This window comes from Fibrisoma montanum (assembly GCF_003583365.1).
Classification (GTDB): Bacteria; Bacteroidota; Bacteroidia; order Cytophagales; family Spirosomataceae; genus Fibrisoma; species Fibrisoma montanum.
Window position 1 is genome coordinate 245144 of sequence record NZ_QXED01000001.1, and the last position, 21120, is coordinate 266263.

17 protein-coding genes are annotated in these 21120 nt (G+C 53.0%); 9 read left to right on the forward strand and 8 right to left on the reverse strand.

The annotated features are described in order from the left end of the window. Window positions 1-23 precede the first annotated feature (23 nt). Both proB and aat read right to left on the reverse strand, forming a co-directional pair. Window positions 24-1058 (reverse strand): glutamate 5-kinase, encoded by a 1035-nt coding sequence (gene proB, locus DYU11_RS01095; RefSeq protein WP_119665801.1) that lies wholly within the window; start codon window positions 1056-1058, stop codon window positions 24-26. A gap of 66 nt (window positions 1059-1124) precedes the next feature. Continuing rightward, complete coding sequence (gene aat, locus DYU11_RS01100; protein ID WP_119665802.1) at window positions 1125-1754, reverse strand: leucyl/phenylalanyl-tRNA--protein transferase; 630 nt, start codon at window positions 1752-1754, stop codon at window positions 1125-1127. 457 nt (window positions 1755-2211) lie between these two features. Here aat and DYU11_RS01105 point away from each other — a divergent pair, with 457 nt between their 5' ends. The 5 genes from DYU11_RS01105 (at window position 2212) to DYU11_RS01125 (ending at window position 9977) form a co-directional block, all read left to right on the forward strand. Beyond that, window positions 2212-4050: an alpha-amylase family glycosyl hydrolase gene (locus DYU11_RS01105; protein WP_119665803.1), complete on the forward strand. Its 1839-nt coding sequence runs from the start codon at window positions 2212-2214 to the stop codon at window positions 4048-4050. A 164-nt stretch (window positions 4051-4214) separates the two neighbouring features. Continuing rightward, a complete protein-coding gene (locus tag DYU11_RS01110; RefSeq protein WP_119665804.1) occupies window positions 4215-6239 on the forward strand; it encodes a DUF3858 domain-containing protein in 2025 nt (674 codons plus the stop codon). A gap of 7 nt (window positions 6240-6246) precedes the next feature. Then, window positions 6247-8157: a DUF3857 domain-containing transglutaminase family protein gene (locus DYU11_RS01115; RefSeq protein ID WP_229365653.1), complete on the forward strand. Its 1911-nt coding sequence runs from the start codon at window positions 6247-6249 to the stop codon at window positions 8155-8157. Window positions 8158-8216: 59 nt separating this feature from the next. Next, a complete protein-coding gene (locus tag DYU11_RS01120) occupies window positions 8217-8840 on the forward strand; it encodes an LEA/WHy family protein (RefSeq protein WP_119665805.1) in 624 nt (207 codons plus the stop codon). Between the two features lie 102 nt (window positions 8841-8942). After that, window positions 8943-9977, forward strand: coding sequence for a DUF6807 domain-containing protein (locus DYU11_RS01125; protein ID WP_119665806.1), 1035 nt, complete (start codon window positions 8943-8945; stop codon window positions 9975-9977). An 80-nt stretch (window positions 9978-10057) separates the two neighbouring features. On the opposite strand, the gene DYU11_RS01130 is transcribed toward DYU11_RS01125, so the two are convergent. Beyond that, window positions 10058-10453, reverse strand: coding sequence for a hypothetical protein (locus tag DYU11_RS01130; RefSeq protein WP_119665807.1), 396 nt, complete (start codon window positions 10451-10453; stop codon window positions 10058-10060). 229 nt (window positions 10454-10682) lie between these two features. Here DYU11_RS01130 and DYU11_RS01135 point away from each other — a divergent pair, with 229 nt between their 5' ends. Continuing rightward, window positions 10683-12188: a 4Fe-4S binding protein gene (locus DYU11_RS01135; protein WP_119665808.1), complete on the forward strand. Its 1506-nt coding sequence runs from the start codon at window positions 10683-10685 to the stop codon at window positions 12186-12188. A gap of 68 nt (window positions 12189-12256) precedes the next feature. Continuing rightward, entirely contained in the window at window positions 12257-12949 is a 693-nt protein-coding gene (locus DYU11_RS01140; protein ID WP_119665809.1) for a type 1 glutamine amidotransferase domain-containing protein, read from the forward strand. Window positions 12950-13026: 77 nt separating this feature from the next. Here DYU11_RS01140 and rfbC read toward each other — a convergent pair whose 3' ends face one another. Then, entirely contained in the window at window positions 13027-13572 is a 546-nt protein-coding gene (gene rfbC / locus DYU11_RS01145; protein ID WP_119665810.1) for a dTDP-4-dehydrorhamnose 3,5-epimerase, read from the reverse strand. Between the two features lie 111 nt (window positions 13573-13683). On the opposite strand from rfbC, the gene pyrF reads away from it, so the two are divergent. Both pyrF and DYU11_RS01155 read left to right on the forward strand, forming a co-directional pair. Beyond that, window positions 13684-14496: an orotidine-5'-phosphate decarboxylase gene (pyrF, locus tag DYU11_RS01150; protein WP_119665811.1), complete on the forward strand. Its 813-nt coding sequence runs from the start codon at window positions 13684-13686 to the stop codon at window positions 14494-14496. 109 nt (window positions 14497-14605) lie between these two features. Continuing rightward, the gene (locus DYU11_RS01155) at window positions 14606-15898 is read left to right on the forward strand and encodes a DUF2851 family protein (RefSeq protein WP_119665812.1); all 1293 of its coding nucleotides are present in this window, start codon (window positions 14606-14608) and stop codon (window positions 15896-15898) included. Window positions 15899-15968: 70 nt separating this feature from the next. Here the strand turns inward: DYU11_RS01155 and DYU11_RS01160 are convergent, their stop codons facing one another. The 4 genes from DYU11_RS01160 to DYU11_RS01175 form a co-directional block, all read right to left on the reverse strand. Continuing rightward, window positions 15969-17294 carry a Gfo/Idh/MocA family protein gene (locus DYU11_RS01160; protein ID WP_119665813.1) on the reverse strand — a complete coding sequence of 442 codons (1326 nt, stop codon included), beginning with the start codon at window positions 17292-17294 and terminating at the stop codon, window positions 15969-15971. Between the two features lie 69 nt (window positions 17295-17363). Further along, a complete protein-coding gene (locus DYU11_RS01165) occupies window positions 17364-18116 on the reverse strand; it encodes a 3-keto-disaccharide hydrolase (RefSeq protein WP_119665814.1) in 753 nt (250 codons plus the stop codon). 108 nt (window positions 18117-18224) lie between these two features. After that, window positions 18225-19112, reverse strand: a complete 888-nt coding sequence (locus DYU11_RS01170) for a sugar phosphate isomerase/epimerase family protein (RefSeq protein ID WP_199736678.1) — start codon at window positions 19110-19112, stop codon at window positions 18225-18227. 260 nt (window positions 19113-19372) lie between these two features. After that, complete coding sequence (locus tag DYU11_RS01175) at window positions 19373-21094, reverse strand: RagB/SusD family nutrient uptake outer membrane protein (RefSeq protein WP_119665815.1); 1722 nt, start codon at window positions 21092-21094, stop codon at window positions 19373-19375. Window positions 21095-21120 lie beyond the last annotated feature (26 nt).

Consider the following 21120-nt stretch of genomic DNA (forward strand, 5'->3'; position numbering starts at 1 on the left):
TTCCTCCCTCTCCTCCTTTCTTCCTACAAAAGTACAATATCATTCGCATTTGCCACTTCAACATTTTGAAGTTGACCCTGTTGCGCCAGGCTGTCAGACGAAAGCCGCGCCCGGGCAATCGCTACGGTAGCCTGCTGTTCGTCCAGCACTTCGATCATCTCGCCGGCCGCAAACTCGCCCAACACGGCCCGCACACCCACCGCCAGCAGACTACGTCGCTGCTGAAGCGCCCGGACAGCGCCCGCATCGACCTGCAACCGGCCGACCACCAGACTACCACTCGCCAGCCAGCGGTTTCGGGCCGATAGAGACGTTGGCTGGGGAACAAAATTCGTTCCGGTTTCGCTTTGTAACGCTTTCCGGATGCTATCCGGCTCGTTCAACCCAAAAATGACCACGCGAATACCCATGCGGGTCGCCAGTTTGGCAAACGTCAGTTTGGAGGCCATGCCGCCCAGTCCCAGCGCCGATTTATCCGTTCGCACCACGCTGAAAACCGCTTCATCAAAAGCCGTTACGTGCCGGATGATCTGACTATTTGCATCGAGCAACCCGCCAACTGACGTGCAGAGCATCAAGACCTCGGCACCAAAACCGACTGCAATGAGGGTAGCCAGTTCGTCGTTGTCCGAGAACTTCAGCTCCCGGTTGCTCACTACGTCGTTTTCGTTCGCGATCGGGATGATGCCATTGGCCCAGAGTTCTTCGTAGGTCTGCTTAAGTTGCAGAAACTGATCGCGGTTGGCAAAGTGGTGTCGTTCGCACAGGCTCTGGGCAATGGAAATGCCATAAATGGAAAAAAAGCGGGAATACTGATTCAGTAGCAACAGGTTTCCGATGGCCGCGGCTGCTTTGCGCTGGGTAATATCGCCCCGATAATCGCGGATAAACGCCTTGCCGGCCCCCACTGCCCCCGACGATACCAGCACAATACGGTACTGATCGTGCAGGGCCGCTACCTGCCGGGCAATGTCGACCATAACCGGCTCGTTGGGTTCGCCGGTAGCTTTTGTAATGGACGCGGTACCAAATTTTAGAACAAGAACAGGCTTTGCCATGCGGCAAAGATAGGCAGCGCGGCTGCGTCGATGAACACGGTTGAGTGTGCTGCCACAAATTTTGGCTTAATCGCCGGCGTGATTCTTAAACAGGTGTTCGAGAATGGGTTCGGTAAAGCGGGCTTTTTTACGCAGCGCCGACTTGAGCAGCTTGAGGTATTCAGCCTTCGGAATTTCGACCGCACCGAATCGCCGAACGTTATCATTTATAAACTGAGTATCAAGCAATTCAAATTGCTGCTCCTGCAACATCATCATCAGGTAGTGGAACGCCACCTTGGAGGCATTACTGACTTGATGAAACATAGACTCCCCAAAAAAAGCGGAGCCAAGTGCCACGCCATAGAGCCCGCCAACTAAACGTCCATCTATATACGTTTCCACACTATGAGCTAAACCCATCCGGTGTAGTTCAGTGTAAGCATCTATAATTTCGTCGGAAATCCAGGTACTGTCGAAGGCCGAACGGGGTACGGCGCAGTTACGCATTACCTGCTCAAAATCGGTGTTTATACGTACTTCAAACAGCTTTTTGTTCAGAACAGGCCGGAGCGAATGCGATGGTTTGTAGGAGTTGATTGGAATAACAGCCCGGGGGTCCGGCGCATACCAATAGAGCGTACCGTCCGCGTCGGCCATCGGAAAGATACCGTTGATGTACCCGTAGATGAGGTCGTCGGCGGTCAGTTTGCTCATGAAAGTGCTGGATGGATCTGTACAACAAAGGTATAGAAAAAAATCGGCTAATTTGCAAACTTCATAAATGCATAAAGATCATAGACAAGCGAGCCTGTCCAGTCAGGCTTTAAACGTACCAGCTAATCAATTAAATCCCTCATACGCAGATCACTAAATCGGCCTGTTTGTCGCCTGTTGACGCTTTCGCCTGAACCTGGCGACCCGTATTTGGCGGTTTGATCCGTGCGATGGCCGTCTCCGCCATCTGCATTGACAACAACCTACTTCAAACGATTTTTTACCTATAAAACGGCCTCACGCCTACTATATACGTTACCGCGTCGACGTAAACCTGCGACTATTATCCTGCCAATCCAGACCTGTCTGTCAACTCATATACCGTAGCCTAAATGGCTCGAAAAGCATTCGTACCAATACGTTACCTTGTTATCCCGCAACCGAACCTTCTTCTGCTATGAATACGCCCCAACGCCTGGCTGAACTCGACTTCACGAGCCTGACCAATCAACCGTTCCATCCGTCTCCTGCCGCCTGGGAAGATCAGGCCCTGTACTTTCTGATGCTCGACCGCTTTTCCGATGGTCAGGAGCAGGGCTACGTCGACAACGACGGCCACATAGCTCCCGGCGGCACCACGCCCCCGTTTCAGCCTTCGGATGCGGGTAATGCTACGCAAACGGAACTCCAGGCGAACCAATGGCGGGAAGCCGGCACCCGGTTCGTGGGTGGTACGCTCAAAGGCTTGCAAAGTAAAATCGGGTATTTGAAGCGGCTGGGCATCACAGCCATCTGGATCAGCCCGATCTTTAAGCAGGTAGCATCGCAGGCAACGTACCACGGCTACGGCATCCAGAATTTCCTGGACGTTGATCCGCGTTTCGGCACCCGCGAAGACCTGCGGGCTGTGGTCGATACGGCCCATGCGAACGGCATCTACGTTATCCTCGACATCATTTTCAACCACGCGGGCGATGTTTTTGCCTACGCCACGAACGGCCAGCCGGTGTTCAACGGCTCAACCTTTCCAGTAGCCGGTTACCGCGACGCAACCGGTACGCCATCACTGCCGTTTCGGGAACTTGACCTCGCCGTTGACGGTAGAGCCTGGCCGGATGGAGCAATCTGGCCACGCGAGTTTCAGCGCCCGGACACGTTTACCCAGAAAGGTAAAATTCAATTCTGGGACAATGACCCCGAGTTTCTGGAAGGGGACTTTGAATCCCTGAAAGATATTCAGCACGGTACCGGTACGCTGGATACGTATCAGCCCTCCCCCGCTCTGAAAGCCATCGCTGAGGTGTATAAATACTGGATTGCCTATGCCGACCTTGACGGCTTCCGTATCGATACGGTCAAGCACATGGACCTGGGGGCAACCCGCTATTTTACGGCGGTTATCCGGGAGTTTACCATGGCCATCGGCAAGGAAAACTTTTACCAGATCGGCGAGATTACCGGGGGACGCAGCCGGGCTTTCACAACCCTTGAACTAACCGGCCTGAACGCGGCCCTGGGAATCGACGATATACCCGACAAGCTGGAATATCTGGTCAAGGGGTTTCGTAATCCGACCGAGTATTTTGATCTGTTCCGGAATTCGGAGCTGGTCAACAAAGGCTCGCATACGTGGTTCCGCAACCGGGTCGTCACGCTCTTTGATGACCACGATCAGGTTCGGAAAGGCACCAGCAAGGCGCGGTTCTGCGCCGATCCGGGTGCAGACCGGCAGATTGCGGCCGTCATTGCGCTGAACGTTCTGACGCTGGGCATTCCGTGTTTATACTACGGTACCGAACAGGCGTTCGACGGCGCCGGGGGCAACGACCGCTACATTCGGGAGTCGATGTTCGGGGGTGATTTTGGGGCGTTCCGGTCGGCAAACCGGCATTTCTTCAACGAAACCAATCCGGCCTATAAAGTCATGGCCCAACTGCTTGCCCTCCGGCGACAGCATATTGCTCTTCGGCGGGGTCGTCAGTACTTGCGACCCATTTCCGGCAACGGCACGCAGTTTGGCCTGCCGGTGATGCTGGGCGCTCAGATCCGTTCGGTGGTTCCCTGGTCGCGGCTGTTCAACAAGGAGGAAGTCGTCTGCGCCATCAATACCGATCCGCAGAACGCCCGGACCGCCTGGGTTACCATCGATAACGATCTGCACACCACCGGCAGCGAACTGACCTGCCTGTTTTCGACCGAGCCAACACAACGCAACACATCAGTCGTGGTTGAAGCCCGGAACGGAAAAGCCGTGAAGCTGACCGTACCGGCCGGCGGAGTTGTGGTGTACCGATAACCGTAGGCCTGACTGTTACCGTAAAATGAATTTGTGGGTGATATGATGAAATTTTAGCTACGAAATCGAGTAATGTATTACGTTTGTCTCATAGTATACTTAGTACATAATTGATCTGTTTGTTACGTTAGCTTTACTGGAACTACCACATCATTATTCACTTCATGCAACCCACTCTTCCAGGCCGACTGCTGGTCTTGGCTGTCGTATGTATGCTGCTCCAAGTCAGTACAGCCATTGCCCAGAAAACCATTGATGCGGCTCCCTCAATCAAATTTGGCAAGATTACCGTCGATCAATTCACCAGCCCATCCGTGGATTCAACCGCCGAAGCTGTTGTTCTCTATGACTTGGGCGAGGTAAACATCGATGTAGTGTCGAACGAGTTGTGGCTGGAGTTTACACGCCATACCCGATTACTCATTCGCCGGAAGTCAGCTTACCCCAGAGCTACCGTTCAGGTTTCTACTCGGCGGGGCCGGAATGGGCAGCATGAATTTCTGGGATCAGTTGAAGGCTATACCTACAATTTAGTCAATGGCGATCTGGCGATTACTAAACTTACCAAAGACGGCCAGTTCAGTGAAAAGGCATCCGAGGACGTATGGCTTGAAAAATTCACGTTACCGAACGTCCGCGAAGGGTCCATTATCGAGTACAAGTACACCATTCGTACGCCTTTCAGTGTCAACTACAACCCTCGTACATGGCGTTTCCAGCAGGATATTCCCGTAAACTGGAGCGAATACCGGATCGTAATTCCCAACTACTTCTATTACAAAATGATTTTGGGCGGTTATTTGCCCCTTGCTGTCAATGAAAAGAAGAATCAAACGGTGGCGTTGTTTACCGGCCAGCCCAGCGCCAACGCCATTGCCTATCGTTTTGCGGTAAAAGATGCCCCTGCTTTTCAGGATGAATCGTACATAACAACCGACGATGACTACTTGTCGAAGATTGATTTCGAGTTAGCCAGTTATCTTCTTCCGGGACGAGGTTTGCACGACCTCTCGATCAGTTGGGAAGCCCTTGACCAAACCCTTGTCGATCATCCTAAGTTTGGCGGCCAGTATAAACGAGCCGGGTTTCTGCAAGAAACGGCTCAACGGCTTCTTTCCCAGCACACCGACACGTTATCTCGCGTAACGGCGGCTTACGATTTTGTTCGTCAGTCGATCAAATGGGACGAGCAACCGGGGGTATTATCGGAGAACATCAAGAGAGTTTTCGATGCCAAAAAAGGCGATGCCGCCGATATCAATCTGCTTCTGGTGGCCCTGTTGCGGGAAATGAACATTGAGGCAAATCCAGTTGTTCTGAGCACCCGTTCGCACGGCCGGGTTCACGAAGCGTTCGCCCTGCTGCGTATGTTTAATTATGTCGTCGCCCACGTAACCGTCGGGGGTAAAGACCTCCTGCTGGATGCGACCGATCCGTACTTGAAACCAGGTATGCTTCCTCTGCATTGCCTGAACGGAATTGGTCGGCTGGTTCGCCCTAAACTTGGGCGATTAGTGTCTCTGGCTCCCATCCATTCGGACATTGAATCAAAGTCGGCAACGTTAACAATCAACGCAGATGGCGATATGACCGGCACCATCACGCACTCACACAGTGGATATAGTGCCTGGAGCGCCCAGAAAAAGTTTGCCACTGAGGGGCGGACTAAGTATCTGGATGCCGAACAGAAAAAGCGGCCGGCCTGGCAGGTTAACCAGGTTGAGGTTGCTGGTGCCGAACGTCAGTCCACAATATTTAATGTTACGTATACCGTTGCCATTCCCGAAGCCTGTTCGCGGGTCGGCGACCGGCTCTATTTCAAACCGATGATAACGGAAAGCCGCCTTGAAAATCCCTTTAAAGATCCGAAACGATTATTTCCGGTGGATTTTGGGGTTATGATTGACGAGACGTTTTCCGCTACGTATACTTTACCCGATGGTTACGAAGTAGACGAGCTACCCAAGATGATCAACGTCAAACTGCCCAACAATGAAGGTCGATTCCTTTATTCGGTGGGCCTCAATGGCCGACAGCTTCAGCTAGTTAGCCGCGTTTCATTACGTAAGCCCCTGTACTTTGCCGAAGAATACCCTTACCTGCGCGAATTATTCAGCCAAATCGTAGTTAAGCACGCCGAGCAGGTCGTGCTGAAACGGGTATCACTCGCCGAGAAAAAAGAGCCGTAACACCTCCATGAAAACTATTTTAGTGATTCTGGCCTTCCTGGCAGCTCACAGCGCCAGGACGCAGGATATGTACCTGGCCAGTACCATTCCGGCGGCCTTGACAGAAAATGCACACACCGTTGTTCGCTGGCACGAAACTACGTTCAGTGTCCGGTCGGCAGGTGAAGCTACCCAACGTATTCATAGCGTTGTTACTATCCTCGACGAGCTGGGCGATGAGCATGCCAGGACGATAGTGGGCTACGACAAGCTCTCCAAAGTGACCGAACTGACAGGAGTCCTCTACGATGGCAATGGCAACGTAATCAAGAAGCTCAAAAAAAGCGACATCGACGATTTCAGTACGTACGCCGATTATAACCTCTTTGACGACCAGCGGTATAAATCGGCAAAGTTTCCCAAACAGCCTTCCTATCCCTACACGGTTGAGTTTGTGATTGAGACAACTGAACGCAATCTGATGTTTTATCCAACCTGGGTTCCTCAATCTTCAGAGCATCAATCTGTTGAGCAGGCAGTGTTTAAAGTCACCATGCCCAAAGGACTAACTCTGCGATACAAGGAGCTGAATATGCCCGGAACGGTGGCCCTGAGCGCTGCCGAGGATGGAGGCCAGCACTACGTCTGGAAACTGCTTAACCGCCCGGCTGTTGAAGCTGAGCCATTTGCCCCCCCTGGTCGTGAGCGGCAACCAGCGGTATACACAGCTCCAACCGAATTTGAGGTACAGGGCTACCGTGGCAATCTGAAAAACTGGGCTGACATCAGTCGCTTTTATTACACGCTCAACCAGGGCCGCGACCAAATTCCCGACGACCTGCGCCAGCGAGTGGCGGCTCTGACGGCTGACGAGAAAACAACGATCGGTAAAGTGCAGCGCATCTATCGATTCTTGCAGGAGCAAACTCGTTATGTGAGTGTTCAGCTAGGCATTGGCGGCTGGCAGACCATCGAAGCCCAAAAAGTTGCGATAAGCAAATACGGCGATTGTAAAGCGTTAACCAATTATACAAAAGCGCTGCTTAATGCCGTGGGCGTAACCGCCTACCCGGCCCTCGTCAGGGCCGGCAACGGCCAGCCCGACGTACTCGTAGATTTTCCCTCCTTCCATTTTAACCATGTCCTTTTGTGCGTACCTACCGAACAGGACACCTTGTTTCTGGAATGCACCAGCGGCCATGATCCAGCGGGTTATGTTGGCGATTTCACCGGAAACCGGCACGTACTGCTTATTATGCCCGAAGGTGGTCGACTGGTTCGGACCCCGACGTACCGGGCTACCGACAACGTGCAGCAACGGCGGATCAGTATAAAGCTGACCGAGCAGGGCGATGCAACCGCCGACGTACGAACCTATTGTACTAACCTCCAGCGCGATAACTACGTGCAGCCGCTCTACGGCCTTAGCCGTGATGAGCAGCGTAGCTGGCTACTGAAACGGATCACTATTCCCGCGTTTGACTTAGATAGCTATTCCATCCGGGAAGAACCAGGACGTATTCCAGCCGTTACGGAAACGCTGAGCCTGACTGTTCGAAAGTGGGCAACACCGAGCGGAACACGCTTGTTCGTACCACTAAACTTACTGTCGATACTAGGCCCTGTGGCTCCAGCTACTCAACCGCGACAATCGGCTGTTCACCTCGGTGCCAGCTATAACTTTGAAGACAGCGATACTATTACGTATCAGATACCCAAAGAGTTTACGCCGGAATTCCGGCTAGAACCGCTCACTATCGAATCAAAATTCGGTAAGTACTCGGCCCACGCCACCATTGAGGGAGACAAACTGGTATACATCCGTCGGGTATCCATGCACAGCGGCCGTTTTCCGGCAACCGATTATTCAGAATGGGTCGCTTTCCGAAGACAGGTAGCCAAGGCAGACCGAGCCCAGATGGTGTTCATAAAGCGTTGATTAAACCAAACCCTTTACCGGTTGTCGAACGTTTATAGACAAACGATAGAGAATCAGCCATGAAAAAAGGATTTGTTTTACTGTTGACGCTGGCAGCGCTGCCGTTGTTGTTCAGCCAATGCAGCGTCAATAAACAACTGGCCCAGGCAAAAGCGCTGGGTGACTGCCGGTATACCATTGCTTCGGCCGACAGCGTTTATCTGGCCGGCGTCGATATTCGGCAGTTCCGCAAAATTGAAGACCTCAACCCAGCCCGATTTCCGCGCCTGGCGGCCGGTTTGCTGACCCGCAACGTACCGCTCGACGCCCGGATCAACCTTGATATCACCAACCCTACTAACCGGCTGGCGGGCATCGACCAGTTGGAATACAAAATTCTGCTTGCCGGGCAGGAGCTGTTCAGCGGCTTTCTGAACCAGCGCATTGAAGTTCAGCCCGGCGGTGGCCGCGTCCGCGTGCCGGTACGTATCAACGCCAACGCCTACCAGCTGTTTACTGATCCGAAAACGCGCGATGCCTTTGGCCAGTTGGTGCAGAACCTGTCGGGTGCGCAGGATACCAAACCGTCGAAGCTGACGATCAAGATCAAACCGACGCTGGCCCTGGGCAATAAACAGATCAACTACCCTGGTTACATTACAATCGATCAGGAAGTAACGAACAAAATCCTGCTCGGACAGTAAATTCCGGTTTCACGTTTCTTTATCAAATTGCCCGGTAAATGTATCGGGCAATTTGCTTTTACCAGCGTTGCCGAAACGTATTCCCTTAAACGCCAACCGACAATGAACCGGCTGATTGTTCCGTTCCTTTGCATTGCCCAGCTTACGTTTGCCCAGAGCAAGCAACGTATTCAGCTTACCCACGACGAAGCGCAGAAACGCGTATCGGTGACGGTAGATGGTAAACCGTTTACTGCCTATATCTACCCTGGCCCCTCGGTGCTGAAAAAGGCAGTGCTGTATCCGATTTTATCGGCCGGTGGCAATCCCGTTACCCGCGGCTGGCCGATGGACCCGCGTCCGGGCGAACGCGTTGACCACCCGCACCACGTAGGGATGTGGTTCAACTACGGCGACGTAAACGGCCACGATTTCTGGAACAACTCAACCGCCATCGGGCCGGAACACAAGGGTCCCTTCGGTACGATCGTCCACACGGGCGTGAAAAGCATGAAAAGCGGCAAAGACCAGGGCGAACTGGTGGTTACGGCCGACTGGCTCGATAAAGACGGCAAACCGATGTTGCAGGAAACGACTACGTTCATGTTTCGGGCCGGCGCTACCGACCGTACCATCGATCACGTTACGACGCTGAAAGCACTGGATAAGGACGTTGTTTTCAAAGACAACAAGGAGGGTATGATCGCCATCCGTGTGGCTCGGGAACTTGAGCATCCGTCAAATAAGCCCGAAGTCTTTACCGATGCCCAGGGCGTGGCTACCAAAGTCCCGGCCCTGAACAACGCGGGCGTAACGGGCAAGTACGTCAGCAGCGAAGGCGTTGAGGGCGATGCGGTCTGGGGAACGCGCGGCAAGTGGGTCAACCTGACCGGAACCATCAACGGCGAGCCGGTGTCGGTGGTGCTCTTCGACCACCCGCAGAACGTAGGGTATCCAACGTACTGGCACGCCCGGGGGTATGGTTTGTTTGCCGCTAATCCGCTGGCGCCGTCGGTGATGTCAGGCGGCAAAGCCCCTGCCATGAACTACACCCTGCCGGCTGGCCAGTCAGTAACGTTCCGCCACCGGGTGCTGATCACATCGGGCAACACTACCAACCAGACGGTAAGTGAACAGGCCATGAAATTTGGACGCTGATCCGGTTGATCAGCCCGCCATACAAACAAAAGACGCCCGAAAAGGCGTCTTTTGTTTGTAAAATGTATGGACAGAATCAGTTAGTTCAGATGCACAAGGGCCGACCGGTACACGCGCCCTTCGAGCGATTCGACCCAGGCGCGGAGCGTTTCATTTTCGGTAGCAGCCCGACTCAGTTCGGTGTCAATCTGCCGCAACAGAAAGAAAAGCTGGTGAACATGCAGCCACTGTTGCTGCAGCCCGTCAACGTCGTCGACTTCCTTCGCCATGCGACGGGCTTCCTGGGTCATCTGCCGTAAACTCATACGCAGATGGTAACGTAGGATCATCAGGCGGCTCGCCATCGGCAATTCGGAAGGTGTACGTTCGAGATGCGATATACCTTTCGACAGCATGTTGTTGCGCTGCTGCAACTGATCGGAGACAACCATCCAGGCATGTTCGGCCCGAAGCGATGCGTATGTTATGGTCTTCATTCGATTTTAGTACAATACGGTTTATAAACAAATATACGTAAGCCGCCAATTATTCCTAATGCCATTTCTTAGATTATGCAAATTTTAATCTGCTAAACGGCACTTAAACCAACTCTTTGACAAGCATAATACAATTTAGTTTAAACAGGTTCTCAAAAATCTTTACGGGTTCCAATCCCGTATCTTTCCTATATTCGTCTGAGTTCGGGATTGTTAATCATCATACATTATGCTGGCACTTCGTCAACTGGGTTTAGCGCTGTTTTTTCTGGGATTTGGGGTTTGGATCTTTACACTTAGCCTGGGTCAGTTTCGTCTCACTGACGACCTCATTACGTCAGTCGTTAAACCTGAACACCAGGCTATCATCCGTGAGCGAACGGCGTTTATGAGCGGTCGGCTTTATACCAGCAACCTGGCCTTTGTAAACGATTTCCGGTCGGCTATCCAGGCCTACAACGAAGACGTTCGTTCCCGACAGCAATGGGATAAGGTCATCTACGACAACTACACCTTCAACGTAACCCAACAGGCTGCTCAGGGTATGTTTACGACCGGGTCGGCCTGGTTGTGGTTCTGGCTGAGCATTGGCGTAGCGAGCCTGGGCGGAGTACTCTACGGACTCGCGGGCCTGAAACAACTGCCGGGTATCAAGAATGATTACCTCTACCGACATCCCGCCACCGACCGGGGCTGGATCGGCATCGGTGTGGGCGCATTTCTGATTGGTTTCTACATCGTTCTTTACTTTTACCCCGAATACCTTGTCAACTGGGTCCTGCTGGTCGATCCTGTCAGCCGGTTCGTGACCGGTGGCCCGGCCAGCCAGTGGTTTCTCTACGGCACTCTGTATACCATCGTTATTCTGGTTATGGGCGTTCGGATGCTGGTCAACTACCGACACAGCCGCTACCAGCAGCTTCGGACGGTATCGGTCATGTTTTTTCAATTGTCATTCGCCTTTCTGATCCCGAATGTGCTGCAATTGCTGAACTACCCGTATCAGGATCTGAAGAACATCTGGCCGCTCGACTACAACTTCTTCTTCGACTACGAGATCAGGGAAAAAATCCAGGCTGGTACGTTCGGTATTTTTATGCTGGTCTGGGGCATCGTGCTGGCCCTGGTCGGCGTACCGGTGCTGACGTACTTTCTGGGCAAACGCTGGTACTGTTCGTGGGTCTGCGGCTGTGGCGGACTGGCCGAAACCCTCGGCGATCCGTATCGGCACCTCTCCGACAAACGGCTGGTGGCCTGGAAAGTCGAACGTGTGGTTGTTCATAGCGTACTGGTTTTTGCCGTTGTGATGACGCTGCTGGTGTTTTACACGTATTTCACCGGCCAGTCGACCCTGCTTGGCTTCCTGGATAGCTACAGTGTCCGGGGCGCTTATGGTTTTTACATCGGTTCTATCTTCGCGGGAGTAGTCGGAACGGGCTTTTATCCGCTGATGGGGAATCGCGTGTGGTGCCGGTTTGGTTGCCCGCTGGCGGCCTATATCGGGATTGTACAGCGTTTCAAATCCCGCTTCCGCATCACAACCAACGGCGGGCAGTGCATTTCGTGCGGGAACTGTTCGGCCTATTGTGAAATGGGCATCGATGTGCGCTGGTACGCCCAGCGGGGTCAGGACGTCGTACGGGCCTCCTGCGTGGGTTGCGGAATCTGCTCCGCCGTTTGCCCACGGGGCGTATTGAATCTGGAAACGGGTCCGGTCGTATCCCGGAACATTTAGTTTCTGTTCCGGCGTTTGATTTATAACCTGAATGTCTGAACTTCAACCATCGAACGTTATACCTGCCTATGGACCCTACCTACAAAGCGCTCATTGTCTGTACAAACCACACCGACTACCCCACTAAGTCGCACAAAACGGGGCTGTGGTTAAGCGAGGCTACTCATTTTTACGACGAACTGGCCGACCGTACTATTCCGTATGACATAGCGAGTCCGAACGGCGGGCCGATTCCCATTGACGAAAAGAGCTTTGACCGGCGCGACAACGTCAACGAAAAATGGTACAACGACCCTACGTTCCGCCACAAGCTGGAGCATTCGCTTAAACTGGAGGATGTCAATCCCGCCGATTACCAGATCATTTACTTCACGGGTGGGCACGGGACGATGTGGGATTTCCCGAACAATCAGAAGCTCCAGGAGATCACCCGGCAGATTTACGAAAACGGCGGTATGGTAGCGGCTGTTTGCCACGGCGTCAGCGGGTTGCTGAACGTTCAGCTATCCGACGGCTCTCCACTGATCGACAATCGGCAGATTACCGGTTTTTCAAACATGGAGGAAAAACTGGTGCGGCTTGACGAAGAAGTACCGTTTTTGCTGGAAGATGCTCTGAAGCAGAAAAACGCGCTTTACAGCAAAAGCTTAATTCCATTTCTGCCGTACATTGAAGTTGACGAGCGGCTGGTAACAGGCCAGAATCCGCTGTCGGCCCGAAAAGTTGGCCGAAAGGTAATTGAGGAGATGTACGAGAAGTGAGGACTGGTTAACGTTCCAGGTTTCAGGTTTACTTTGACAGCACTTTGGAACAACCTGAAACCTGGAACGTCGAATGTTTACATTACCAGATGCGGGAATACGTCGCGCAACGGCTTCAGTTGCAGGTCTTTTTCTGATACGATGGGGTCTTTGATGCCCCAGTTGATATTCAGGTCCGGATCGTTCCAGACAATCCCTGATTCAGCGGCCTTGTTATATACGTTGGTGCACTTGTAGCTGAAGATGCTGTCTTCCAGCGCTACGAAACCATGTGCGAACCCTTCCGGAATATACGCCATGTTAGCCAGCTTCGCATCCAGCAGAAACGTCTCATACTGCCCAAAGGTTGGGGAGTCTTCACGAAGGTCGACGGCGATGTCGAGCACCTGCCCCGTAATGACACGCACTAATTTCCCCTGCGCAAAGGGCTCGTTCTGAAGATGCAGACCGCGCAGAACGCCTTTCACCGAGAACGACTGATTGTCCTGCACGAAATCCATTGGTAAGCCCAGCGATGCGAACAGCGGTTTATTATACGATTCAAAGAAGTAGCCGCGCTCGTCCTCAAACACTCGCGGAATCAATTCAATCAGGCCCTCAATAGCCGTTTGCCGGACTTGCATGCCGTAGTTTGGTTAATTGTAGTTGGACTCCGTACGCAAATTTATGAAACCGAACCACTAGTTCGTAATTTTGACCCGGTTCTATTTATTATGTGGGTGTAACCGGGCCGTATGACACACAACGAATTAACACAGCAAATTTTTAGTAAACAATCGTATTTATGCGTTGGGCTGGACACAGACCCTCGTAAAATCCCTCACTCACTGCAAAACGAGCCCGATCCGGTTTTCGCTTTTAACCGACAAATTATTGATGCTACGGCCGATCTTGCCGTCGCCTACAAGCCTAACATTGCTTTTTATGAAGCTCAGGGGCCACGCGGGTGGGAAAGCCTGCAAAAAACCCTCGACTACATTCCCGCCAACTGTTTCACAATTGCCGATGCCAAACGGGGCGATATCGGCAACACCTCCGGCCTGTATGCCCGCACATTTTTTGACCCCTCGGCAGCCGGGCTTGACTTTGATTCGGTGACGGTAGCGCCTTACATGGGGCACGATTCCGTGACGCCGTTTCTGGAATACGCCGGTAAATGGGTGATCCTGCTCGCCCTGACCTCGAATCCGGGTAGCGCCGATTTTCAGCGGCAGCCGATCAACGAACAGGAGTTATTTGAGGTTGTGATCGAGACCGCAAAAACCTGGGCGGGCCCGGACCAACTTATGTTTGTTGTCGGGGCGACGCAGGCCGACGAGTTAAGTCGTATTCGGGAGCTGGCACCGGATCACTTTCTGCTCGTTCCGGGGGTGGGTGCGCAGGGCGGTAGTCTCGCAGACGTATCCAAACGGGGACTGACACCCAACGGCGGTTTGCTGGTCAATGCCTCACGTAGCATTCTCTACGCGTCTGGCGGCACTGATTTTGCGGAAAAAGCAAGAGCTGAAGCGCAGGCATTGCAACAGGAAATGGCGTCGTATTTGTAAAAGTTTTTGGTCAGACAGTACACTTCTGCAACAAGGAACGTATATTTCAGCACTCGCGGCATGAAAAACTCCAACCGTACACTGATCACCAAAAACCGTTTGCTGCCCCGTGCCCGAAGCGTTTCTGTATTTCCTCTGGCAATATCAATACTTTGACAGAACCTATCTAACCACAACCACCGGCGAAACGGTACAGGTCTTACAGCCGGGGTTTCGCAATCACAATGCCGGTCCGGATTTCATTAATGCCCGTTTACTCATCAATGGCGTTGAATGGATAGGCACGGTCGAGGCCCATTCCCGGACGTCGGATTGGCTGGCTCACCGCCATCAGCACGACCGGGCCTACGACAACGTTATTCTGCACATCGTCTGGGAAAACGATACGGTTGTTGACCGGGCCAACGGCGCGCCCCTTCCAACGCTGGAACTTGGCCGACGTACCGACTCGGCCGTGTTGACCCGCTATCATCAGTTGTGTAACTCACCGGATGCTATTCCCTGCGCCGGTCAGTTCCGATCTGTGCAACCCCTCCGGCTGACCGCCATGCTTGATAAGGCCATGCTGCAACGGCTGGAACGAAAAGCTGCCGGTGTCAGGACGTTGTTTGAACAGGCCGATCAAAACTGGGAAGAAACGGCGTATCGGCTATTGGCGGCTAATTTTGGGTTTAAAGTGAATGCCGACCCTATGGCGCAACTGAGTCGCGCCGTACCGCTGAAAGCCCTTCAGAAACACCGCGATACGCTGCTCCAGGCGGAAGCCATGCTATTCGGTACGGCCGGTCTGCTCGCCAACGTAGAAGAACCGGATGCCTACACGCAGTCGCTTCAGCGCGAATACCGCTTTCTGGCCGCGAAATACGGACTGGCCGACAAGCAAATGCAGGCTCACGAATGGAAGTGGGGCCGGTTGCGGCCCGCTAATTTTCCGACCCTCCGGGTAGCGCAGTTTGCGCGCATCGTTACGTACCATGCGAGCCTGTTTTCGCTTTTTGTCGGCACCGACAACGTAGCAGGGCTGCTTCGTTCGCTGCAACTCGCCCCCGCCGATTACTGGCAGACCCACTACCGGTTCGGAAAAGCAACCGACAAAGCGGCAGCCGTACCCGGGCAAACCTCCGCCGAAAACATCATCATCAATACAGTAGTACCGTTGCTGGCAGCCTATGCCCATCACCGGGGTCAGTCGGCCTACGTAGACCGTGCCATTGCGTTGCTGGAGCAGCTACCCGCCGAACAAAATCACCTGATGGACGAATGGGACGCCCTGGGTTTAGGAATCCGAACAGCGTTCGACTCCCAGGCAGCCATCGAACTGTACAACGAGTTCTGCACGGTTAAGAAATGCCTGAGCTGTCAGATTGGGGCCGCTCTTTTGCAGAATAAGACGTTGGCCTGAAGTAACCTGTTTTAACCAACAAAGCCCCACCTGCCAGGTGGGGCTTTGTTGGTTAAAACAGGTTATGCAATTAGCTGACTACTACGTCCTGCTTGGTTGAATCCCAGGTTACGCGCTTGCCCGTATGGAGCGCCATAGTCGCCATGATGTTGGCAATGGAGTGGTTAAAGCCTGCTTTGGCGGGTGCGTTGGGCTCCTTCCGGCTCCGAACACACTCCATCCAGTTGCGCATGTGCAGCGACGTCATCGGGTCAGCACCGGTATTGGCCGATGTTTCTACCCGGGCGGCTTCGCCCAGCTTCATAGCCGGCAACAGGTTGGCCTCCATCCCCATTTCTTTGGCAGCATTCGCCTTGAGTCCACCTTCGGGCGAGATCGTGTTCGTATCGAGGTTGATCATACCGCCGTTTGAGTAGTAATATTCTTTCGTACCGCCGGCTTCGTTGTGCATCCGCGACGAATACAGTACCTGAAACCCTTTGGCTTTATCGTTGTCCGGGCCATAGTCAAACACGGCGGTGAACGTATCCGGATTCACGCGGCCATCTTTCCAGACGTACACGCCCCCGTTGGCCACTACGCTACGTGGGTGTTCTAGTCCGCTGAACCAGTGTACGGTATCGATCTGGTGCGACATCCACTGGCCCGGAATACCCGATGAGTACGGATAAAACAGACGATACTCTAAGTACTTGCGCGGATCCCACTCCACTTTGGGGCGGTTCAGCAGGTAGCGGGTCCAGTCAGTGTCTTCTTTCCGGATTTCGGCTACCAGTTTCGGCCGACGCCAGCGCCCGGGCTGGTTAACGTTCCAGGTCATTTCTACCATGGAGATATCGCCGAACTTACCCGAACGGATGAAATCATTTGCCTGGTGATAGTTTGGTGCACTACGTCGCTGCGAACCAACCTGTACAATCTTCTTCGTCTTTTCAACGGCCTTCAGCGCTTTGCGGGCATCTTCGAGCGATTCGGCGAAGGGTTTTTCGACGTAGACATCCCGGCCCGATTCGACGGCATCTACGCAGTGCAGCGCGTGCTGGAAGTCCGCGGTACTGATGATAACCGCGTCAACATCCTTTCGGTCGAGCAGTTCGTCGTTGTTGCGAGCCTTGAAGAAACTGCTGTCGATCAGCCCTTTTCCTTTTAAATATTGCTCAGCTTCGTCGCGACGGCGGTTCCAGATGTCGGATACGCCCACGAACGCGAAGTTCATTTCTTTGTTATGGTTGGCGAAACTCGGTGCGAGCGAGGCCCGGAAGCGATCGGAAAAGCCAATAATACCAACCCGAACGCGGTCGTTTGATCCCAGAATGCGGGCGTAGCTGCCGGCGGAAAAGCTCATGCCGAGACCGGCCAGCGCTGATTTTTTTATAAATTCTCTGCGGGTATCCATCTGCGAACAGGATTTAGACAGTTAGATTCACTTCGTTAGTTGGTTAGAAAAGGCGTTACCTTCAAAAGCTTACTGCTTCGTATCCAGTGTCTTTATTTTGAGGTTACGAAACGAAACCTGATCGCCATGATCCTGAAGCAGGATGTGGCCTTTGGGCGCTTCGCCGAAACGTCCGTTGGCATTGTACGACGGAGCGGCATACTTACTCATACCTACCAGCTTCCGAAACTCTTCGCTGCCCCGCTCGTATTCCACCACTTTTTTACCGTTGAGCCAGTGTTCTACGTGACTCCCACGCACCAGTACGCGGCCCGTATTCCACTCACCAATAGGATTCACCTGCTTATCTTTGGCCGGAATCAGGTCGTAGAGCGAACCAACCGTGCGGTTTCCATTGCGGCCCATTTTTGCGTCGGGGTGTTTTGCGTCATCGAGTACCTGATACTCCAGCCCGAATGCTGATCCTTTGGGCTTTGGCTGCTGCTCTACCACAAAATACTTCAACCCGCTGTTTGCACCATCGCTGAGTTTGAAATCGAACATCAGATCGAAGTTACCGTACTCATCATCCGTAACGATGTCGCCGAAGCTCTGCGATTCGGACCCATCCGATTTCTGAATGGTTAATGTACCATTCTCGACGTTCCAGCCTTTGTCGGGAAATTTTTCTTTGTAGGCGCCCCGCCAGCCTTTTGTGGTTTTGCCATCAAACAAGAGCTTCCAGCCTTCTTTCTTTTCCCGGGCGGTAAGCGTATTGGGCATTTGCGGGTTCTCGGCCGCTACGAACATCAGCAGCAGTCCGGACAGGATCAATCCTTTCATGGGCAGAATATGTGGAATGACTGAATTGTTGAATTGTTGAGTGATTGAATTACGCAACTGCGAACTATTATATATTCAGGCATTCAACAAATCAATCATTCTATCCAGTTAAATTGGGTGATTGAGCGTTTTTGTGATGTACTCCTTGTTGATGGCTGCGCATTGGGCGGCCGTTTTATCCCGTTCCGGTACGCCGTCCAGCTCCACGATAGCCCAGCCATTGAACTTGATGTCATTCAATGCCTTAAATACGGCCGGTACGTTCACGTTACCTCGACCCAGCTCAACAAACTTGTATGCTTTCGGATTGTCAGGCTTATCGGGCAGCGGACTCATGGTGTCTTTCAGATGCAGAGCATACAGCATGTCTTTGTACTGCTTCACCGCTTTTTCGGGCTCTCCTCCTCCCTGCTTGTAGTGGGCAATATCCAGCAGCAGCTTCACGTACTTTGGATTCATACCCTGCACAATCACATCAACCTCTTCGGGCGTTTCGCCTAATTGGTTCATGTGGTTATGGTACGCAGCCTGAATGCCCATGGCGGCCGTTTGCTTACCAATTTCGTTCATGACGGCCGCCAGCCGTTTCAGTTCGTCGGAAGTTGGCAGCCGATCTTTAGGCCGGGCGCTGTTGGTCAACTGAATGGCCGTGCCACCGAGCGCTTTCACGAAACTTGCGTGAGCGACGTGCATGTCGATGGTGCTCTGTTCCTTGGCGGGATCAATCTCTACGTTACCACTCGAAAACATAGCTAATGTGAGCTTATGCTGATCGAGCAGGGCTTTGAGTTCGGAGGGCTTGCCGCGGTAGGGGCCGAAGGTGTTGGCCCGCAACTGAATGCCATGATACCCCAGACTAGCCAGGTCTTCAATCGCTTTCGCATCGTTGCCGCCCCAGGTAATGGCCGAGTAGGCGATGCGGACTCCCGATTTCAGTGGTGAAGAAAGCGAACCGGCCAGCAGGTCAGCTCCGGCACCAAACGCCAGAGCCGACAGGCCAGCCGCGGTCAGAAACTGTCTTCTGCTTACAGTCTCTTCTGAAGAGGGTTCGGGAATAGTCAGTGGCGAATACGTTGCCGATAACTGCGTGTTAAAGTTATTATTTTTCACGGTAAAATGATACTGTTCTGGCTAAAAAATTAACGTTTGTTATTGAACGGGCTGATTGATACGCCGTTTACAGACACGTTACCGGATAAAGACAGTTGGTCAGCATTTTTTACCTATAGCGCTAAAAAATGCTGACCAACACGTATTTAGTAACCTGGATTTTGCGGATACGATTGAGTTCCTCCGGCAGTCCGGTCAATCTGATCCTGCGGAATCGGCCGCAGATTGTGGAATTCTTTTACGTTCGGGGCGCCGTCGGGGTTGTATTTCTTTACCCGGTCAACCAGAATGCCCCAACGTTTGAGGTCAAACCAGCGGTGCATCTCGCCCGCCAGTTCCCGCTCACGTTCCTCATAAATAAACTCCATCGTTGCCTGTGCGGCCGTAATTTCCATGTCCTTTTCCTTACCCGGCCAGGCAGCCCGGCGCCGAACGGCATTGATAAACGGAACGGCTTCGGCGGCTTTACCCTGCTTGATGAGCGCTTCGGCCGCAATCAGGTGCGTTTCGGCCAGGCGGAACATGATGAAGTCGCGGCTACCGGCTTCGTACGTACGGTCAGGACGGAGCGGATCCAGGAATTTTTGCAGAACCGGGAACAGGTTAGGCCGGTACAGACTCGGCACGAGCACCTGGTACTTTTTGGCAGCCCGCTGCTCCATGGTCCATTCAACGCCGGGAATGAAAATAGTCGTATCGCCCGAAGCAAACGTCACCGACTTTTTCGACGTATCGAACAGATTGGTGAACGTACCGGGACGATTGCTCAGCCAGGTGTCTTTGAACGTCTTCTTGTAGCGCGAATCAATCGACCGTTTCGCCGGATCGAACACCGTGTTCAGCATGTAGGTAGTCGGCATAAACCGCTTGAACGGACGACCATTCAGTACGTCGCGCTGCATACCGGCCTGCACGTCGTATTCCATGCCAAAGTACAGGTGCGTCTGGTTTCCGTTGATCGTTACACCACTGGTAGTTGTGCTGTTAAAGCCCGAACCAATGTTCGTAATCGGATCCGACGTGTACTGCGTTGCAAAAATTACCTCGTCGTTGATTTCTCCGCCCCCTTGCGCAAAAACACTCGAAAAATCAGGCAGCAGCTTGTACGTGTAATTTTTGATTACGTTCTGAGCATACGTAGCGGCTTTGTTAAAGTCGTCGGCAGCAGCGGCATCTTTGTCGGTTCCTTTGGTCAGGTAGACCTTAGCCAGCAGATGTTCGGCGGCCCCTTTCGTTACCCGGCCGTACTCAGAGGTCGGTGTTCCGAGGTCGGTCAGCGACGATTCCAGATCCGTGATGATCTGCGCATAAATGTCCTTCACCGGCGCTCTGGTGAACTCTTTGGTCGGCACCAGATTACCCTTGGTCAGAAGCGACACCGGTCCAAACATCTGCACCAGAATAAAATAGTGATGAGCCCGCAGGAACTTCAGTTCGGCTACCCGGCGCTTCTTGATCGTTGCATCAAGTCCGCCGATCCCGTCCGCTGCATCGAGTGCTACGTTAATGGTGTTGATACCTTTGTAAAACGCATTCCAGATGTTGTTGGTTAGGGCCAGACGTCCGTCAATCTGTGATGTATACTGATTCACAAACTTGAAGCTGCCGTCAGCTCCCATGGTGTAGGTATCGGTTCCAAAAACCGTCAGCGTCATGGCGTCTTCGCGGCCGTAATATTCTCGCAGCGACGAATAGGCAGCCTTAACAACGGCTTCAAAGCCAGAGGGTGTGCTGGCGTACTGGCTACCTACCTGCGACACCGGCACTTCTTCCAGCAGGTCCTTACAACCGGTTGTGCTGAGCAGCAACGCGCCCATCACCAAGAGTGACTGAGTGACTGAGCGAATGAGTGAATTATGTTGATTCATAGTTAGTTTATGTTTGTCATCGACGC